16 protein-coding genes, 2 tRNA genes and 1 pseudogene are annotated in these 18,177 nt (G+C 66.2%); 14 read left to right on the top strand and 5 right to left on the bottom strand.

The features are described from left to right. The first annotated feature begins 236 nt into the window (after nucleotides 1-236). Entirely contained in the window at nucleotides 237-2,003 is a 1,767-nt protein-coding gene (locus JX552_RS21200; RefSeq protein ID WP_205873861.1) for a PE family protein, read from the top strand. A gap of 85 nt (nucleotides 2,004-2,088) precedes the next feature. On the opposite strand, the gene JX552_RS21195 is transcribed toward JX552_RS21200, so the two are convergent. Both JX552_RS21195 and JX552_RS21190 read right to left on the bottom strand, forming a co-directional pair. After that, nucleotides 2,089-3,657 carry a glycoside hydrolase family 13 protein gene (locus JX552_RS21195; RefSeq protein WP_205873860.1) on the bottom strand — a complete coding sequence of 523 codons (1,569 nt, stop codon included), beginning with the start codon at nucleotides 3,655-3,657 and terminating at the stop codon, nucleotides 2,089-2,091. Then, nucleotides 3,657-4,052, bottom strand: coding sequence for a globin (locus JX552_RS21190; RefSeq protein WP_205873859.1), 396 nt, complete (start codon nucleotides 4,050-4,052; stop codon nucleotides 3,657-3,659). Before JX552_RS21190 ends, JX552_RS21195 begins: the two co-directional genes overlap by 1 nt. 132 nt (nucleotides 4,053-4,184) lie before the next feature. Here JX552_RS21190 and JX552_RS21185 point away from each other — a divergent pair, with 132 nt between their 5' ends. From JX552_RS21185 to JX552_RS21170, 4 genes are all read left to right on the top strand, one after another. Then, entirely contained in the window at nucleotides 4,185-4,832 is a 648-nt protein-coding gene (locus JX552_RS21185; RefSeq protein WP_205873858.1) for an HNH endonuclease, read from the top strand. 63 nt (nucleotides 4,833-4,895) lie between these two features. After that, nucleotides 4,896-5,120 (top strand): aa3-type cytochrome oxidase subunit CtaJ, encoded by a 225-nt coding sequence (gene ctaJ / locus JX552_RS21180; RefSeq protein ID WP_205878597.1) that lies wholly within the window; start codon nucleotides 4,896-4,898, stop codon nucleotides 5,118-5,120. After that, nucleotides 5,107-5,574 (top strand): DUF5130 domain-containing protein, encoded by a 468-nt coding sequence (locus JX552_RS21175; RefSeq protein WP_205873857.1) that lies wholly within the window; start codon nucleotides 5,107-5,109, stop codon nucleotides 5,572-5,574. The genes ctaJ and JX552_RS21175 overlap by 14 nt, the downstream gene beginning before the upstream one ends. Before the next feature lie 268 nt (nucleotides 5,575-5,842). Next, the gene (locus JX552_RS21170) at nucleotides 5,843-6,448 is read left to right on the top strand and encodes a hypothetical protein (RefSeq protein WP_431196001.1); all 606 of its coding nucleotides are present in this window, start codon (nucleotides 5,843-5,845) and stop codon (nucleotides 6,446-6,448) included. Here JX552_RS21170 and pepN read toward each other — a convergent pair. After that, nucleotides 6,439-9,012 (bottom strand): aminopeptidase N, encoded by a 2,574-nt coding sequence (pepN, locus tag JX552_RS21165; RefSeq protein WP_205873856.1) that lies wholly within the window; start codon nucleotides 9,010-9,012, stop codon nucleotides 6,439-6,441. The genes JX552_RS21170 and pepN overlap by 10 nt on opposite strands. Before the next feature lie 120 nt (nucleotides 9,013-9,132). Here pepN and JX552_RS21160 point away from each other — a divergent pair, with 120 nt between their 5' ends. From JX552_RS21160 to JX552_RS21150, 3 genes are read left to right on the top strand one after another with little or no spacing between them, the layout of a single operon-like run. Then, the gene (locus tag JX552_RS21160; protein WP_205873855.1) at nucleotides 9,133-9,756 is read left to right on the top strand and encodes an Rv2466c family mycothiol-dependent reductase; all 624 of its coding nucleotides are present in this window, start codon (nucleotides 9,133-9,135) and stop codon (nucleotides 9,754-9,756) included. 24 nt (nucleotides 9,757-9,780) lie between these two features. Further along, on the top strand, nucleotides 9,781-10,260 hold the full coding sequence (locus JX552_RS21155; protein ID WP_205873854.1) for a ribose-5-phosphate isomerase: 480 nt from the start codon (nucleotides 9,781-9,783) through the stop codon (nucleotides 10,258-10,260). A 6-nt stretch (nucleotides 10,261-10,266) separates the two neighbouring features. After that, the gene (locus JX552_RS21150; RefSeq protein WP_205873853.1) at nucleotides 10,267-11,070 is read left to right on the top strand and encodes an Fpg/Nei family DNA glycosylase; all 804 of its coding nucleotides are present in this window, start codon (nucleotides 10,267-10,269) and stop codon (nucleotides 11,068-11,070) included. An 83-nt stretch (nucleotides 11,071-11,153) separates the two neighbouring features. Here JX552_RS21150 and JX552_RS21145 read toward each other — a convergent pair whose 3' ends face one another. Both JX552_RS21145 and JX552_RS21140 read right to left on the bottom strand, forming a co-directional pair. Beyond that, nucleotides 11,154-12,347: a serine hydrolase domain-containing protein gene (locus JX552_RS21145; RefSeq protein WP_205873852.1), complete on the bottom strand. Its 1,194-nt coding sequence runs from the start codon at nucleotides 12,345-12,347 to the stop codon at nucleotides 11,154-11,156. Nucleotides 12,348-12,381: 34 nt separating this feature from the next. Beyond that, nucleotides 12,382-12,452: transfer RNA gene (locus JX552_RS21140), tRNA-Gly, on the bottom strand. A gap of 142 nt (nucleotides 12,453-12,594) precedes the next feature. Here JX552_RS21140 and JX552_RS21135 point away from each other — a divergent pair. The 6 genes and pseudogenes from JX552_RS21135 to JX552_RS21110 all read left to right on the top strand — a co-directional run. After that, nucleotides 12,595-12,671 (top strand) — tRNA-Pro (locus tag JX552_RS21135). Between the two features lie 51 nt (nucleotides 12,672-12,722). Further along, nucleotides 12,723-14,225 carry a trigger factor gene (tig, locus tag JX552_RS21130; protein WP_205873851.1) on the top strand — a complete coding sequence of 501 codons (1,503 nt, stop codon included), beginning with the start codon at nucleotides 12,723-12,725 and terminating at the stop codon, nucleotides 14,223-14,225. A 97-nt stretch (nucleotides 14,226-14,322) separates the two neighbouring features. Further along, on the top strand, nucleotides 14,323-14,931 hold the full coding sequence (clpP1, locus tag JX552_RS21125; RefSeq protein WP_205873850.1) for an ATP-dependent CLP protease proteolytic subunit ClpP1: 609 nt from the start codon (nucleotides 14,323-14,325) through the stop codon (nucleotides 14,929-14,931). After that, the gene (clpP2, locus tag JX552_RS21120) at nucleotides 14,928-15,572 is read left to right on the top strand and encodes an ATP-dependent CLP protease proteolytic subunit ClpP2 (protein WP_205873849.1); all 645 of its coding nucleotides are present in this window, start codon (nucleotides 14,928-14,930) and stop codon (nucleotides 15,570-15,572) included. Before clpP1 ends, clpP2 begins: the two co-directional genes overlap by 4 nt. A gap of 351 nt (nucleotides 15,573-15,923) precedes the next feature. After that, nucleotides 15,924-17,204 carry an ATP-dependent Clp protease ATP-binding subunit ClpX gene (clpX, locus tag JX552_RS21115; RefSeq protein ID WP_065137443.1) on the top strand — a complete coding sequence of 427 codons (1,281 nt, stop codon included), beginning with the start codon at nucleotides 15,924-15,926 and terminating at the stop codon, nucleotides 17,202-17,204. A gap of 240 nt (nucleotides 17,205-17,444) precedes the next feature. Then, nucleotides 17,445-18,152: pseudogene (locus JX552_RS21110) on the top strand (hypothetical protein); the annotation flags it as partial. Nucleotides 18,153-18,177: the final 25 nt, after the last annotated feature.

The following is an 18,177-nucleotide window of genomic DNA, read 5'->3' as shown; positions in this document are numbered from 1 at the left end:
GCGCGACAATGATCGCGAGTCGATCAATCAGCCGTTGTCGACGGCACGCGTCTTTTCGACGATTCGACCCGGCGACCCGACGGTCGAATCGTAGGATCAGCGTGTGTTCGCCGCCGGACGCCAAAGTCGCGCGCCGGCTTCGTGTCCGGGCCCCGGCGCCACCGTCTGGCGATCGGCATGGGTCGTTGACGTCGGGCGGGCCCGGTTGGCGCGGACGTGGTGAGGAAGGAAGGGCAATGACGGATCTGTTGGTGAGACCCGAATCGGTGTCCGCGACAGCGGCCAGCATCGCAGAGATCGGTACCTCGGTACGACGCGCCGAACTCGCCGCTGTGGGTCCGACTGCCGGTGTGGCGGTGGCCGCAGCAGACGAAGTCTCTGCAGCGATCGCGGCATTTTTCAGCGACTACGGTCGTAGTTATCAGGCGTTGAGCCGCCATGCGGCGGCGTTTCACGACGCGGTGGCGACTGTATTGAAAGCCGCCGGCGACTCTTACGCACAGGCCGAGGTGGCGGCTTCGCTGTCGCTCACCACGCTCATCAAGTCAACACACGCGCTGCTGGCGCCGCTCGCCGGGAACGTGACGGCCGCCACGGAGGCGCTGGTGGCAGCCCCGCCGCCGGTGCCTGTGGACGCTGCCCTGATCTTGAGCGAAAGCGGCGTGCCGACGCCGCCGGCAGCGTACATCCAGGATGTTTACACCAAATACGTTGCGCCACACTTTCCTTCCGCCAGCCCGCCGCAAGGTGTGTCGACCCCCAACGGCCTGTATCCGTTCACCGGCATCAAGGACTTGACCCTGGACATATCCATCGCCCGCGGGTCGACGATCTTGACGGACGCGATTGTGCAGCAACTCGCTGCCCTTCCCCCCGACGGTTCTATCGCCGTGCTGGGTTACTCGCAGAGTGCGGTGTTGTCCTCGGTCGTGATGCCCCGGCTGGTGGCCGAAGGCATCACCAACTCCCAGGTCAACTTCGTGTTGCTGGGTAACCCGATGAATCCCAACGGCGGTGTGGCCGCGCGCTTCGCGGGACTTACGTTGCCCAGTCTGGGTTTCACGTTCTACGGCGCCACTCCGGATAACGTCTTCCCGACCGTCAATTACACGCTGGAGTATGACGGCTTCGCCGACTTCCCGAGGTACCCGATCAACCTGCTCGCCGATCTCAACGCGGTCATGGGAATACCGTTCGTGCACGGCGACTACCAACACCTGACTCAGGCGCAGATCGACACCGCAATCCAATTGCCGACAGAGGGGCCCACGCAGAGTACCTACTACATGATCCCGACCAAACATCTGCCGTTGCTGGAACCGGTGCGTTTCATTCCTTACGTCGGTAATCCGCTCGCAGAGCTGGTGGAGCCAAACCTCAGAGTGCTGGTGAACCTGGGCTATGGCCACCCGGGGTATGGCTACGACATCGGCCCGGCCAACGTGCCCACACCGTTCGGGCTGTTCCCGCCGGTGAGCCCACTGACGGTGCTGGACCACCTGGCCGTCGGCACCCAACAAGGCATTGTCAATGCTGCCAACGAGATTCAGGCCCAGGGGCCGCCACCGCTGCCCAACATCGGGCCATCGGACATCGTGAACGCGCTGCAGTCCGGTTCGACATGGTCAAGCGATCTGGCGTCACTCACGACGAAATCGCCGGTCTCGGTGGCAAAAGAGTTGATCTTGGAGCTGCAGGCGACCAATAGCGCATTGAGTGGCGCATTTGTGAAAGCGTACTCAACCGCGTACGCAACATTGCTGCCGACCGCGGATATCGCCAGCGAGATCGCTTTCACTCTCCCCAGCTATAACGTGAACCTGTTCCTGAATGGCATGTTGCAGGTCTTGAATGGTCAACCGATAGAAGGGTTGATCAACGCAATCGGCTATCCAATTGCCGCGGACGTCGGCCTGATCACACTCGCCAGCGGCTTTCAAGCCATTGTGATGGTGTATGCGCTCGACACAATACTATTCGGAACGCCGCACCCGCTCCCGTGATCACCGGTGTTCAGGAGGCAGGGACACGCAGCCGCACGGGGGCGGGTTGGTCGTCGCGGGCAGATCGCTGTGACCGCGGCGCCGCTCAGAGCAGCCAGACCGCGCTGTCCGGCAACAACAGCCCGGACTCGACCCGCGCACTCGAGAGGATCGGTTCGCCGGCCGGTAGCGCCACCGGCCGATCACCGGCGTTCAACATGCACACCAGGCCGGCGCCACGCCGGAACGCCAACGTGTTCTCTGGGCCGGAGATCCAGTCGTGTCCGCCGTCGAATTCGGCACGGCTCCTTCGCAATCCGAGCGCGGTCCGAAAGAACGACAGCGTCGAATCGGGGTCGGCGCGCTGCTTTTCCACGGTCAGTGCCGCCCAGTCGGCCGGCATCGGCAACCAGGTTTCCGCATTGCGGGAGAAGCCGAATGGGGGAGCCTCGCCCGACCAGGGCAACGGAACCCGGCACCGGTCGCGGCCGCGCTCGGTGTGTCCCGAGCGTTCCCATGTCGGGTCTTGCAGCACCTCGTCGGGCAGATCCACGTCGGGCAAGCCGAGCTCTTCACCGTTGTAGAGGAACACCGCGCCGGGCAGGGCGAGCATGAGCATCAGCATGGCCTTCGCCCGCCGCAGCCCGATCTCGCCGCCGCCGTAGCGGGTGACTTCGCGGCCGACATCGTGGTTGGACAGCGTCCACGTGGGCGTGGCGTTCTCCAGCGCGGCGGCGGCCAGCGAGTTCTGCACGGCCTCGCGGATCTCCGCGGCGTCGAATTCGGTGCGGGTGAGCCGGAAGTTGAAGCCCAGGTGCAGTTCGTCGGGTCGCACGTACTCGGCCCATTGCGCGTTGTCGTGGACCCACACCTCTCCGACGGTGACCGCCGCGGGGTAGTCGTCCATGACCGCACGGATATCGCGGTGGATCGCGTGCACGTGCGGCCTGTTGAACCGCGGGTCGTCGTCAGTGTGGCGCAGGATCTCGACGTGCGCTTCGGGCGCGTCCGGCAGGCCCGGTGGCTTGGCCATGCCGTGCGCCACGTCGATGCGGAATCCGTCCACGCCACGCTCCAGCCAGAACCGCAGCGTCTTCTCGAAGTCGTCGAAGATCTCCGGGTTGTCCCAGTTGAGGTCGGGCTGTTCGGAATCGAACAGGTGCAGATACCACTGGCCTGGCTTGCCGTCCGGTTCGTTCACCCGGGTCCACGCCGGCCCGCCGAACACCGACTCCCAGTTGTTGGGCGGCAACTGCCCCTCGGGCCCCCGACCGTCGCGGAAGAAGTATCGGTCGCGCTCGGCGCTACCCGGCCCGGCGGCCAACGCGTCCTGAAACCACGGATGCTGCGAGCTGGAGTGGTTAGGCACCACGTCCATGGTGACCTTGATGCCTCGTGCGTGGGCCGCGGTGATGAGCCGCTCGAAGGCGGCGGTGCCGCCGAACAGCGGGTCGATGTCTCGCGGGTCGGCGACGTCATACCCATGGTCGGCCATCGGTGACACCGTGACCGGGTTGAGCCAAATGCCTTCCACCCCAAGTTGTTCCAGGTGATCCAGTCGGTCGGCCAGGCCGTCGAGGTCACCGACGCCGTCGCCATCGCTGTCGGCGAACGAGCGCGGATAGACCTGGTAGAACACCGCGGACTGCCACCACTGTGCTGTGTCGTCGCCCATCACAGCGCCGAGTTGACCAGGGAGTGGGCGGCCATTTCCAGGTACTGCAGTAATTGGCGACGGTGCTCGTCGTCGAGTGTCTGTGCATCGACCGAGGCGACCGCGGTGTGCATGCACCGCAACCAGGCATCGCGCTCGATGGGGGTGATCCGGAAGGGCACGTGCCGCATCCGAAGGCGCGGATGTCCGCGCCGATCCGAGTAGGTCCGCGGACCGCCCCAGTACTGCTCGAGGAACATCCGTAGCCGTTCCTCTGCACCGCTGAGGTCCTCCTCCGGATACAGCGGCCGCAATATCTCGTCCTCGGCGACCTGTTCATAGAAGCGGGCCACGATCGCGTCGAAGGTCTTGGCGCCGCCGACGGCGTCGTAGAAAGATTCAGGTGTTTGATCCATCACGCTCCATTGTGGTCCACCGCCGGGGCGGGGCGCGATCGCGCCCGGTGTTCACCGGATCGACACGGGGTGGCTTAGGACAATTGGCGTGCGATCTGCAGCAAATCATGGTGGACTGTCGGCGGAGGATTTATGGCGCAGCGCAACAAACGCCGCAGCCACCGAAGTTCCGGTGCCGCGGCAAATGGACCCGGGCCTGCGACCGCGTCGTGTCTGCACAGCGTTGACACCCATCCCCCTTCCCGCTCGGAGACCACGTCGATCTGGAGCCGTCGGCGGGTGTTGCTGCTGAACTCCACCTACGAGCCGCTGACCGCATTGCCGATGCGGCGCGCCATCGTCATGGTGATCTGCGGCAAGGCCGACGTGGTGCACGACGACCCGAGCGCGGCCGTCATCCACTCCGCGACCCGGTCGATCGTGGTGCCCTCGGTGATCCAGCTGCGCTCCTTCGTGCGGGTGCCCTACCGCGCTCGGGTCCCGATGACCCGGGCTGCGCTCATGCACCGCGACCGCTTCTGCTGCGCCTATTGCGGGGCCAAGGCCGACACCGTCGACCACGTCATCCCGCGCAGTCGCGGCGGCGACCACTCGTGGGAGAACTGTGTCGCGTGCTGCTCTTCGTGCAATCACCGCAAGGGCGACAAACTGCTCGCCGAGCTGGGCTGGTCGCTGCGTCGCACCCCGCTACCGCCCACCGGACAGCACTGGCGGCTGCTGTCCACGGTCAAGGAGCTCGACCCGTCGTGGGCACGGTACCTCGGTGAGGGCGCGGCCTGAATTTGTGGGGTCTAACCTCGCCGGTCGAACCCGTCGTGGGATACGGTTTGCGTCGTGAGCATGATGGAGATTCACCTCATCTTTGTCGGCATCCCGTTGGGGCTGGCGATCGTCCTCGGGCTGATCTTCCTGACCCGCAAGAGCCCGCACCCGGCGACCTACGACCTGTCTCAGAAGTGGACCCACGAGCCGGTGTTGTGGGCCGCCACGGATGAGGCCGTTGGCGGTCACCACGGCGGGCACGGGTCGGAGTTCACGGTTGGAGGTGGCGCAAGTGGCACATGGTGAAGTCGCGACGGTCGACCCGGCGGACCTGCCCCGGGGTTGGGTTCTCACCACGAGCGGACGGGTCTCCGGGGTCACCGAGCCCGGCGAGCTCTCGGTGCATTACCCGTTCCCCATCAACGACCTGGTGGCCGTGGATGACGCGCTGAAGTACGCGTCCCGGGCGTCCAAGGCGCGGTTCGCCATCTACCTGGGTGATTTGGGTGCCGACACCGCGGCGCGGGCCCGCGAGATTCTGGCCAGGGTGCCGACACCCAACAACGCCGTGTTGCTGGCGGTGTCGCCCGACCAGAGCGCCATCGAGGTGGTGTACGGCTCCGAGGTGCGGGGGCGTGGCGCCGAATCGGCGGCACCGCTCGGTGTCGCTGCCGCCTCGTCCGCGTTCGAGCAGGGCAACCTGATCGACGGTCTGGTCAGCGCGATCCGGGTGCTCAGCGCGGGGATCTCGCCGGCCTAGTGGAGGTCGATCGACGCGCCGGGTCCCTGCGCGCCGAACGTGACGCCACGGCGAAATATCAGGCGGATTCTCGCCCTGAGACCACGCTCGACGAGGCCTGGGGGTCGCGCGCTGCGTGAATCCGTACGAGCGCGCGCTGCGGCGGGCTGATCTGCTGACCGGCCCACTTCCGACGGGTTACATCAGTAGATGGCTGGGCAACGCCGGGCGCCGCTCGGTGGGGCCGGACGTCGTGGTCGACGTCGCACGAACGGGTCTCGTCTTCTCCCTGCAGCTGCTGCAGGGATGCGAGGAGATCACCGACAGGCGCGGCAAATCGTACTTTCTCCTTCCGCCGGGAGCCAGTGGGGTGGACGCGCGGATGGCGGTGCTGCTGGCGTATGTCTTCAACGCCGGCACCGACTACGCCGGGGGGGACTTCGCCCAAACCCCGTACTCCGCCGCCGAGGTGAAGCGGATCATGGACCGCCAGCATGCCAATAACTGGAGCTATCAGCGCGACGTGAAGTTCGTCCACCGCAACGGCGGACGCTTGGTCGCCACTCCGCACGGCATCCTGATGGGCTTGGGCGGCAACTGGATCCAGCGCCTGTTCAGCCAGCGTGGCGGCACCACCTGGGGCGACATCTTCATGGTCAACACGCCCCGTGTCGACGATCCGGCCCAGCGGCTTCGCGCGGTCATCCAGTCGCGGATGCGGCCCGAACTGGATCGGCTGCTGCACCACGAGGAGCGGCACTGCGCGCAATGGGCCGCGCTCGGCTACGGAGGCATGCTCCGGGCCTACGGCTGGGAACTGTTGCGCGAGTTGATCCTTCGCAAGACCAACCGGCTCGAGCTGGACGCAGGCCTGCGCGACGGCGGCTATTGCTGAGCGTCGAACTTCCGGGCCCGCAGCGAGCGCTTCACGGCGGCCTGCCCCTCCAGCACGAGCCGGCGCAGTGACGGCGGCACGTCGGGGTCGGCCAGGAACGAGTCGGCGGCCTCGATCGCCTCTTCGCTGATGTCCCAGTACGGGTACAGGCCGATCACCACCGATTGTGCGACTTCGCTGGACCGTCGCTCCCAGACGCCCCGGATCGCCGCGAAGTAGCGCGCGGTGAACGGCTTGAGCAGCTCACCTTGGCCCGGCGCGCCGATCCCGCCGATGATGGCGCGTCCCATCGCGTTGGCCAGGGTGTCGTCCTCGACCACCGTCGTGAAGGCCTGCTCCTTGACCGCTAGCTGCGGCCGCGCCGCCGCAGCTTGTGCTGCGTGCCGCTTGCCGGCGGCCGTCCGGTCCTGTCCTGCCTCAGCATTGATGCGCGGCGACTCCAGACCGTCGGCGTCGATCGCGCCGGCGGTCGCCAGTGCGATCACCACCCGCCAGCGCAGGTCGGCGTCGACGCCCAGTCCCGGCAATCCCTGCTCGGCCGGATCGCCGTCAAGGAGGGCCGCCAGCACCTCCACGTGTCGCGGCGACAACACCGACGTGCACAGCGCGTTGACGAACGCGAGCTGATGGTCAGACCCTGGCTCGGCGCCGCGCGCCAGTTCCAGCAACCGATCGGCGAATTGCGGCCAGCCGTGTTCGCGCGCCCAGCCCGGCTCGCCGTAGGACCCCACCGCCGTCTGTGCCTGCAGGAGCAGCCGCTGCAGCACTGTGACCGCGGTTTCGGCCTGAATGCCGCCCGATACCAGCGCGACGAAGTCGCGGGCGCGCAGTTCGGCCTCGCGGGTCATCTCCCAGGCCGCCGACCACGCCAACGAACGGGGCAGCGGCTCGGCGATGTCGGCGATGCGGTCCAGTGCGGTCTGCAGCGACTCCGGGTCCAGCCGCAGTGAGCAGTAGGTCAGGTCGTCGTCGTTGACCAGGATCAGCTTGCCGCGCGAAAGGCCAACCAGCTCAGGAACTTCGGTGGTCGGTCCGTCGACGTCGAGCTCGTGTCGGTGGACGCGGACCAGCTTGCCGGACTCGTCGTCGTCGTAGATCCCGACCGCTATCCGGTGCACTCTGGTCTCACCCTTACCGGGCGCCGCACCGCTCTGCAGCACGGCGAACCTGGTGAACTTACCGTCGTCGACGTCGAAATCGGCGCGCAGGGTGTTGAGCCCGGTGGTTTTCAGCCACTGCTGTCCCCAGTTCGACAGGTCGCGACCGGACGCTTTCTCCAGTGCCGAAAGCAGGTCGCTGAACGTGGCGTTGCCGAATGCGTGGGTGCGGAAGTAGTCCCGCAGACCGGCCAGGAAGTGATCGAGACCCACATAGGCGACGAGCTGCTTGAGTACCGAAGCTCCCTTGGCGTAAGTGATTCCGTCGAAGTTGACCTCAACCGCCTGTAAATCCGGGATGTCGGCGGCGATCGGGTGGGTGGAGGGCATCTGGTCCTGCCGGTAGGCCCACGATTTTTCCACGGTCGCGAACGTCGTCCACGCCTCGGTGTATTCGGTGGACTCGGCCTGGCACAACACCGAGGCAAAGGTGGCGAACGACTCGTTGAGCCAGAGGTCATCCCACCACGTCATGGTGACCAGGTCGCCGAACCACATGTGCGCCATCTCGTGCAGCACCGTCTCCGCGCGGCGCTCGTAGGAGGCGCGGGTGACCTTGCTGCGGAACACGTAGTCCTCGAGGAACGTCACGGCGCCGGCGTTTTCCATTGCGCCGGCGTTGAATTCGGGAACGAACAGCTGGTCGTACTTACCGAACGCATACGGCACGCCGAAGTTGTTGTGATAGAACCCGAATCCCTGTTTGGTCTCGGTGAACAACCGCTCGGCGTCCATGTGCGGCGCCAGCGAACTCCGGCAGTAGATTCCCAGCGGTATCTCGCCGTGTTCGTCGCTGTAGGTGTCGTTCCAGACGGCATAGGGGCCGGCGACCAGTGCCACCAGGTAGGTGCTCATCCGTGGTGTGGTGGCGAAGGTGTGGACGCCGTTCTCGACACTGAGCGGAGCCCCGTTGGACACCACTTTCCAGTGGCTGGGCGCGGTCACCGTGAGGTCGAACGTGGCCTTGAGGTCCGGCTGGTCGAAGCAGGCGAACATCCGCTTGGCATCGGCGGTTTCGAACTGGGAGTACAGGTACGTCTCCTCGTCGACCGGGTCGACGAAGCGATGCAACCCTTCGCCGGTGTTGGAGTAACGGCAGTCGGCGTCCACCACGACGACGTTGCGGTCGGCCAGTCCCCGCAGCGCAATGCCGGTCGATTCGTCGTAACAGGAGACGTCGAGATCCTGGCCGTTGAGGCTGGCGCTGTGAACGGTGTCCGCGGCGAGGTCGAGGAACGTGTCAGCACCGGCGAGGGCGTCAAACACCACGGTGGTGGTGGAGCGGAAGGTGCGCTCGCCCGGCGCTCCCGACCCGTCGGTGACGTCGAGGTTGATCTGATAACTGTGCACGGTGAGCAGTGCGGCGCGTTCGACCGCCTGATCCCGGGTGAGGTTGGGAAGAGCCACGCGCTCCAACATATCGGCCGGTACGGCGCGACGCTCGACGCGCCGGGAACAGTCACGGCACCGCTACGGTTGTGTGTGAGCGGACCGTCCCGTCCCACCTTCTAGGAGAGGACCGCAGAAATGCCGGAGAATGCGCCCACGAAAAGCCGAGCCGACTTCTGGTTCGACCCGCTGTGTCCGTGGTGCTGGATCACTTCGCGCTGGATTCTCGAAGTGGAGAAGGTCCGCGACATCGAGGTCAACTTCCACGTGATGAGCCTCGCGGTGCTCAACGAGAAGCGGGAAGACCTTCCCGAGCAGTACAAGGAGGCGATGACCAGGGCGTGGGGGCCGGTGCGGGTGGCGATCGCCGCCGAGCAGGCCCACGGTGCCAAGGTCCTCGACCCGCTGTACACCGCGATGGGCACTCGGATTCACAACGAGGGCAATAAGGATCTCGACGAGGTGGTCAAGCTTTCGCTGGCCGATGCCGGCCTGCCCGCCGAACTCGCTCAAGCCGCCACCAGCACGGAATACGACGAAGCGCTGCGCGAGAGCCACCACGCCGGTATGGATGCCGTGGGCCCCGATGTGGGCACGCCGACCATCCACGTGAACGGCGTGGCCTTCTTCGGACCGGTGATTTCGAAGATCCCGCGCGGCGAGGAAGCCGGCAAGCTGTGGGACGCCTCGGTGACGTTCGCGTCCTATCCGCACTTCTTCGAGCTCAAGCGGACTCGCACGGAGCCTCCGCAGTTCGACTAGCCTCGCTCGTGCACAATGTCCGGCATGCGCGTCTACCTGGGTGCCGATCACGCCGGCTTCGAGCTCAAGCAAAAGATCATCGAGCATCTGAAGAACACCGGTCACGAGCCTATCGACTGCGGCGCCTTCGCCTACGACGCCGAGGACGACTATCCGGCGTTCTGCATCGCCGCGGCGCAGCGTACCGTCGCCGACCCGGACAGCCTGGGCATTGTGCTGGGCGGTTCCGGCAACGGCGAGCAGATAGCGGCCAACAAGGTGCCCGGCGCGCGGTGCGCCCTGGCGTGGAGCGTGCAGACTGCGTCGCTGGCCCGCGAACACAACAACGCCCAGTTGATCGGGATCGGCGGCCGCATGCACTCCCTCGACGAGGCGCTGGCCATCGTGGACGCCTTCCTTGCCACACCGTGGTCGAAAGCCGAACGCCACCAACGTCGTATCGACATTCTCGCCGAGTACGAACGCACCCACCAAGCGCCACCGGTGCCCGGCGCGCAGGGCTGAGAGCCCGTGCCCGAAGGCCATACGCTGCACCGGTTGGCCCGGTTACATCAGAAGCGCTTTGCCGGCGGTCCGGTGGCGGTGTCCAGCCCGCAGGGCCGGTTCACCGATGCCGCCGCTGTGGACGGCGCGGTGCTGCGCCGTGCCAGCGCCTGGGGTAAACACCTCTTCCACCACTACGCCCATGGGCCGGTGGTGCACGTGCACCTCGGGCTCTACGGCAAGTTCACCGACTGGGAGCGACCCGGCGGCGAGCCGGACCCGGAACCGGTCGGGCAGGTCCGGATGCGCATGGTCGGCGCCGAGTACGGCACCGACCTCCGCGGCGCGACGGTGTGCGAAGTGCTCGACGCCGGCCAGGTGGACGACGTGATCGCCCGGCTGGGGCCCGACCCGTTACGCTCCGACGCCGACCAGGCCTGGCCGTGGGCGCGAATTGCCAAGTCCCGCAGGCCGATTGGCGCACTTCTGATGGACCAGAGCGTGATGGCCGGGGTCGGCAACGTCTACCGCAGCGAGCTGCTGTTCCGTCACCACATCGACCCGTACCGGCCGGGTCAGAAGATTTCCGAAGCGGAGTTCGCAGAAGCCTGGACCGACCTGGTGGCGCTGATGAAGGTCGGGCTACGGCGCGGCAAGATCGTCGTCGTCCGTCCCGAACACGACCAGGGCGCGCCGTCGTACGCGCCCGGGCGCCCGCGCACCTACGTGTACCGGCGGGCGGGCGATCCGTGCCGGGTCTGCGGCGAGACGGTACGGACGGCGGTGCTGGAGGGCCGCAACGTGTTCTGGTGCCCGACCTGTCAGAGGTGACGCCACGGCGACCGTGAATCGCGCGACGCGACGCGCCGCGGTGGTGTCGGGCACCTCACATTTGGCGCGAGGGAGAGGCGCGGTCAGTCGATTTTGACCCCGAGCGCGCGGTAGACCTCGTTGCTCAACGAGACACTGCGCGGGTCGGCGTTGGCCTTGCTGGCGTCGAAGCGGTTCGACACATACCCATAGCCGATCCGGTGCTCGAGGTCGACGAACGCGAACGAACCGCCCAGCCCGCCGTGTCCGAACATGCGCGGATTCGGTCCGTTGATGCAGCGCTGATTGAGCATGTAACCCAGCCCCCAGCCGTGGTCGGCCACGCGCGGTCCCAGCACCAGGTCGGGCTCGAAACCGCCCTGGCACACCCGGACCCGATCCATGTGCTCGCGGCTGAGCAGTTTCTCCTGAGCCAGCGCGTTGTAGAACGTCGCCATCCCCAGCGCGGACACCTGGGCGTTGGTGCCCGGGAACTCCAGCTGCCGCCACAGGTGCAGGTTCTCTGTGTCCAGGTCGTCGTCGGCCAGGAACCCCATCGAAATCGACATGCCGGCCTTCGGATGGTCGTCCAGGCTGGTCGGGTCACTCGGGGCCTGCAGTTCGGCCAGCAACTGGCGGCCGGTCGGCTTGTTCACCCGCTCGGCGCAGCGCAGTTGCTCGGAAGGTTTCAAGCCGATGTGGATCTCGGCGCCGATCGGCTCGGCGATCTCGGTCCGCAGATACTGACCGATGGTGCGCCCGGTGACACGCCGGAACACTTCGCCGAGGATGAAGCCGAAAGTGGTCATGTGATAGCCCTGCGCGGTGCCCGGCTTCCACCAGGGTTCGGCGATGGCCAGCCGCCCGCAGACGTAGTCCCAGTCACACAGTTGCTCTGTGGTCACCCGGGTGCGCGGGCCGATCACGCCGGAGCGGTGGCTCATCACCATGGCCAGCGTGACGTCTTCCTTGCCGGCCTGGCCGAACTCGGGCCAGTACCGGGAGACCGGAGCATCCAGGTCCAGCTCGCCGCGGTCGGCGAGCTGGTGCACGCAGGTGGACGTCAGGCCCTTGGTGCCGGACAGCACCGTGGTCAGCGTGTCTTCTTGCCAAGGGCGCTGGCCAGCGGCATCGGCGTGGCCGCCCCACAGATTGACCACGAGGTTCCCGTCGACCCAGACGGCGACCGCCGCGCCCGCCTCGTCGCGCAGCGAAAAATTGCGCTCGAACGCGTCGCTCACTCCGACGAAGTCCGGCGCGCAAGAGCCATGGATCATCGCGCTCTCAAGGTCGCTCATTGCGCCTTTCTGTCGAACAAAACCATCAGCTCAGAGCGGGCGACGGGAATCGAACCCGCGTAGCTAGTTTGGAAGACTAGGGCTCTACCATTGAGCTACGCCCGCATGTATTAGTCGACCGAGATGGTACGTGGTGGCGAAGATCAAATCTAATCGACGCAGTCATGTGACCGCTCCGTGAGCTGTCAGGTCCCCGGAGGTCTCTGCGGGCCCGGCGCTGCCGGGCCGTAGGATCGCGTGGTCAGCGCGGGGTGTAGCGCAGCTTGGTAGCGCATCCGCTTTGGGAGCGGAAGGCCGCAGGTTCAAATCCTGTCACCCCGACCAGACCGCCAGGCGCACCGCAGCACGCACAAACGACACACCGAGGAGCACGCCGTGAAGAGCACCGTGACGCAGTTGAGCCCGACCCGGGTTCGCATCAACGTGGAGGTGCCGTTCCCTGAGCTTGAACCCGATTTCCAGCGGGCCTACAAGGAGCTGGCCAAGCAGGTTCGGCTGCCCGGGTTCCGGCCGGGCAAGGCGCCGGCCCGGCTGCTCGAGGCGCGGTTCGGCCGGGAGGCCCTGCTCGACCAGGTCATCGAGGACGCCGTGCCCAGCCGCTACGGCCAAGCGCTCACCGAGTCCGACGTGCAGCCGATCGGCCGGCCCAACATCCAGGTCACCCACAAGGAATACGGCGAGGAGCTGCAGTTCTTCGCCGAGGTCGACGTCCGCCCCAAGCTGGAGATCCCCGACCTGGACGCGCTGAGTGTCTCCGTCGACCCGGTCGAAGTGAGCGACGAGGAGGTGGATGCCGAACTTCAGTCATTGCGCGCCCGCTTCGGCACCCTGACCGGAGTGGACCGGCCAGTGCAAACGGGCGACTTCGTCTCGATCGATCTGTCCGCGACCGTCGACGGCGAGGACGTGCCCAATGCCGCCGCCGAGGGGTTGTCGCACGAGGTGGGTTCCGGCCGCCTGATCGTGGGCCTGGACGACGCTCTGGTCGGGCTGGCCGTCGACGAGTCCAAGATGTTCACCGCCAAGCTGGCGACCGGGGAACACGCCGGCCAGGATGCTGAGGTCACCGTCACGGTCAAATCGATCAAGGAACGGGAACTGCCCGAGCCGGACGACGAGTTCGCTCAGCTCGCCAGCGAGTTCGACACCGTCGACGAGCTGAGGGAGAGTCTCGGCGAGCAGGTGCGCAAGACCAAGCGCGCCCAACAGGCCGACCAGATCCGCAACTCTGCCCTGGACGCGCTGCTCGAGCAGGTCGACGTCCCGGTGCCGGACGCCATCGTGCGCTCCCAGATCGAGGAGACGCTGCAGGCCGCGATGACCGGTCTGAATCAGGACCAGACCAAGTTCAACGAGGTGCTCGAACAGCAGGGGTCCTCGCGTGCGGAGTTCGACGCCGAAGCGCGCGCCGCCGCTGAGAACAACGTCAAGCGTCAGCTGCTGCTGGACGCCATCGCCGACCAGCTCGATGTCCAGGTCGGGCAGGAAGACCTGACCGAGCGACTCGTGCTGACATCGCGGCAGTACGGCATCGAGCCGCAGCAGCTGTTCGCCTACCTGCAGGAGAACAACCAGCTCGCTGCCATGTTCGCCGACGTCCGGCGCGGTTTGGCCGTCGCGGCGGTAATCGAGAAGGCCACGGTCACCGACACCGACGGCAACGCCATCGACACCAGCGAGTTCTTCGGTAAGCGGCACGCGGACCACGACGACCACGATCACGACGACGACGAGGCCGATTACGTCGACGACGACGACGAGGCCGATGACGTCGACGACGTCGACGACGTCGACGAGGGCGATGACCTCGACGAATCAGACGTCGAATCAGACGCCGAATCAGAGAAGGCCGACACGGCCGATGAACCCACCACATGACGCTGTGAGCGAACGCGCCCGTTTCGGGGGGTCAAAGGGTGGGTCCGGTTGGTTAGTGTCGGTGCAACAAGCAACACAGAAAGTAGGTGTCCCCACTGTGAGCAGGGTGACTGACATGCGTTCGAACTCGTTGGGTCTCAACCTCACCGACTCCGTCTATGAGCGCTTGCTCTCCGAGCGCATCATCTTCCTGGGGTCGGAGGTGAATGACGAAGTCGCCAACCGGTTGTGTGCGCAGATCCTGTTGCTCGCCGCCGAAGACGGGGACAAGGACATCTCGCTCTACATCAACTCACCGGGCGGATCTATCAGCGCCGGCATGGCCATCTACGACACCATGGTGCTGGCGCCCTGCGACGTCGCCACCTACGCGATGGGCATGGCTGCCTCGATGGGCGAGTTCTTGTTGGCCGCCGGCACCAAGGGCAAGCGCTATGCCCTGCCGCACGCTCGCATCCTGATGCACCAGCCGTTGGGCGGTGTGACGGGCAGCGCGGCCGACATCGCCATCCAGGCCGAGCAGTTCGCCGTCATCAAGAAAGAGATGTTCCGGCTCAACGCTGAATTCACCGGCCAGCCGATCGAGCGTATCGAGGCCGACTCCGACCGCGACCGCTGGTTCACCGCCCAGGAAGCCCTGGAGTACGGCTTCGTCGACCACATCATCACTCGCGCCGCCCACATCAGCAACGGAGAAGCCCAGTGAACCCTCTGAACCCGCAGACCCAGCCGCAGGCGCGCTACATCCTGCCGTCGTTCATCGAACACTCCAGCTTTGGCGTCAAGGAGTCCAACCCGTACAACAAGCTGTTCGAGGAACGCATCATCTTCCTCGGCGTCCAGGTTGACGACGCGTCGGCGAACGACATCATGGCCCAACTGCTCGTCTTGGAGTCGCTGGATCCCGACCGCGACATCACCATGTACATCAACTCGCCCGGCGGCGGCTTCACCTCGCTGATGGCCATCTACGACACCATGCAATACGTGCGGGCCGACATTCAGACGGTGTGCCTGGGTCAGGCCGCCTCGGCGGCCGCGGTGCTGCTGGCCGCCGGAACCCCGGGTAAGCGGATGGCGTTGCCCAACGCGCGGGTGCTCATTCACCAGCCCTCGCTGTCGGGGGTGATTCAGGGTCAGTTCTCCGACCTGGAGATCCAGGCCGCGGAGATCGAGCGGATGCGCACGTTGATGGAGACCACCCTGGCCCGCCACACCGGCAAGGACGCCGCCACGATCCGCAAGGACACCGACCGCGACAAGATCCTCACCGCGGAGGACGCCAAGGACTACGGCATCATCGACACCGTGCTCGAGTACCGGAAGCTCTCAGCGCAGAACGCCTGACGCGTCTTCGTTCGCGAGCAGACACAAAGCACCCGTCTCCACGAAGAGACGGGTGCTTTGTGTCTGCCGGCCAGCCGGGGCCGCGGTAGGGTTGATGCCTGGTGGCAGCGTCGATGGCGTAACGACCGCGACACGCCAGAGACACGTATTGCGCGTCTCAACGAGTGGCGGACGCCGTCGGAGGATATGTTGCATTCACACGAGAAGTACGCAACGCAGTGAGCACCAGCAAATACCAAGGAAGCTATTCGGCATTATCGGTCGCGACAGGCCGTGACAAACGGGTAGCGTCGTGGGATACACGCGGCAGGCAAGACGAACGGCGACACAGGAAGTAGGCCCTGAGGCATCATGGCGCGCATCGGAGACGGCGGTGACTTGCTGAAGTGCTCGTTCTGCGGAAAGAGCCAAAAGCAGGTCAAGAAACTCATCGCGGGTCCCGGGGTGTACATCTGCGACGAGTGCATCGACCTGTGCAACGAGATCATCGAAGAGGAACTCGCCGACGCCGACGACGTCAAGCTCGACGAGCTCCCCAAGCCTATAGAGATCCGCGATTTCCTCGAGGGCTACGTCATCGGACAGGACACCGCCAAGCGAACGCTGGCTGTCGCGGTCTACAACCACTACAAGCGCATCCAGGCCGGCGAGAAGGGCCGCGACTCCCGGTACGAGCCGGTTGAGCTGACCAAGTCCAACATCCTGATGCTCGGCCCGACGGGCTGCGGGAAGACCTACCTGGCCCAGACGCTGGCCAAGATGCTCAACGTGCCGTTCGCGATCGCTGACGCCACCGCACTGACCGAGGCCGGTTACGTCGGTGAAGACGTCGAGAACATCCTGCTCAAGCTGATCCAGGCTGCGGACTACGACGTCAAGCGCGCCGAGACCGGCATCATCTACATCGACGAGGTCGACAAGATCGCCCGCAAGAGCGAGAACCCGTCGATCACCCGCGACGTGTCCGGCGAAGGCGTTCAGCAGGCACTGCTGAAAATCCTGGAAGGCACCCAGGCCTCGGTTCCCCCGCAGGGCGGTCGCAAGCATCCGCACCAGGAGTTCATCCAGATCGACACCACGAACGTGCTGTTCATCGTGGCGGGTGCGTTCGCCGGTCTGGAGAAGATCATCTACGAGCGGGTCGGCAAGCGCGGTCTGGGCTTCGGTGCCGAGGTCCGCTCGAAGGCCGAAATCGACACGACCGACCATTTCGCCGAAGTGATGCCCGAGGACCTGATCAAGTTCGGTCTGATCCCGGAGTTCATCGGACGCCTTCCGGTCGTCGCCTCGGTGACCAACCTCGACAAGGAGTCGTTGGTCAAGATTTTGTCGGAACCGAAGAACGCCCTGGTCAAGCAGTACACCAGGCTGTTCGAGATGGATGGTGTGGAGCTGGAGTTCGCCGACGATGCGCTAGAGGCGATCGCCGACCAGGCCATCCACCGCGGCACCGGTGCCCGCGGGCTGCGCGCCATCATGGAGGAAGTCCTGCTGCCGGTGATGTACGACATCCCCAGCCGCGACGACGTCGCCAAGGTAGTCGTCACCAAGGAGACGGTGCAGGACAACGTGCTGCCGACCATCGTGCCCCGCAAGCCGTCTCGCTCGGAGCGCCGCGACAAGAGCGCCTGACCGCCGCAAGCTTGGGGCCGACTCCTGCGGGTTGGCCTGCGGCGGCTTGACTTCGTGACCGGTGACCCGAGGAAAGAGCCGCGGGCTTGGCCAGCGAATCCAGAAAACCTCGGTGCTGTGCTCTCTTCTGGCGATACGATGCTGCCTGCCATTCTTCGCTGGTGACCTAATCATCGCCGGCCCAGCTTGACGCTCTACTCGTTGCTCAAGCGGGAGGTGTCAGATGTCTTATATGAACGCGGCGCCGGAAGCCATGCTGTTGGCGGCGGGGCCGGTGGGGTCGGTGGGCTATTCGGCGCCGGCGGAGTCGGCGGCGCCGGTGGGACAGGCTTGACCGGAACCGGAGGGGCCGGCGGACAGGGCGGCAGCGGAGGGCTGTTCGGGGCCGGCGGCGCCGGTGGTTCCGGCGGATTTGGCGCGGGCGGATCTCTGGTTGGCGGGCAAGGTGGCTCCGGCGGTAACGCCGGCATGCTCGCACTCGGTGCAGCAGGTGGCGTTGGTGGTAGTGGTGGGGGAGGTTTTGCCAGCGGCGGGGCCGGCGGAATCGGAGGCAGCGCGAGCATGATTGCCGGCTTGGGCGGCGCGGGAGGTCTCGGTGGGTTCGGCGGCAGCGGGGGAGGGGGTCGCGGCGGAGCCGGAGGCGCCGCCGGCCTGCTCACCGGCTCCGGGGGGTCCGGTGGAGCCGGCGGCGCGTCGGGCACCGCGGCCGGCGGGGCCGGCGGCACCGGCGGCAAGGCCGGGTTGCTCGGTAATGGTGGTGATGGTGGTGCCGGCGCAGAGGGCGCGGGCAGCGCCGGCGGGCCAGGCGGAGCTGCGGGAGCTGCGGTGCTGATCGGCAACGGCGGCAATGGTGGTGCCGGCGGGGCCGGCACGCCCGCCGGCACGGCAGGCGCGGCCGGCCCCGGAGGTCTGCTGCTCGGGCGGGACGGGTTGTACGGGTTGCCATAGGCCGGCCTGAATGGTCGCCCGGTAC

This window comes from Mycobacterium gordonae, from assembly GCF_017086405.1.
Lineage (GTDB): Bacteria > Actinomycetota > Actinomycetes > Mycobacteriales > Mycobacteriaceae > Mycobacterium > Mycobacterium gordonae_D.
Note: the sequence above shows the minus strand (reverse complement) of the source record. Positions and strands in the feature narration are given on the sequence as shown.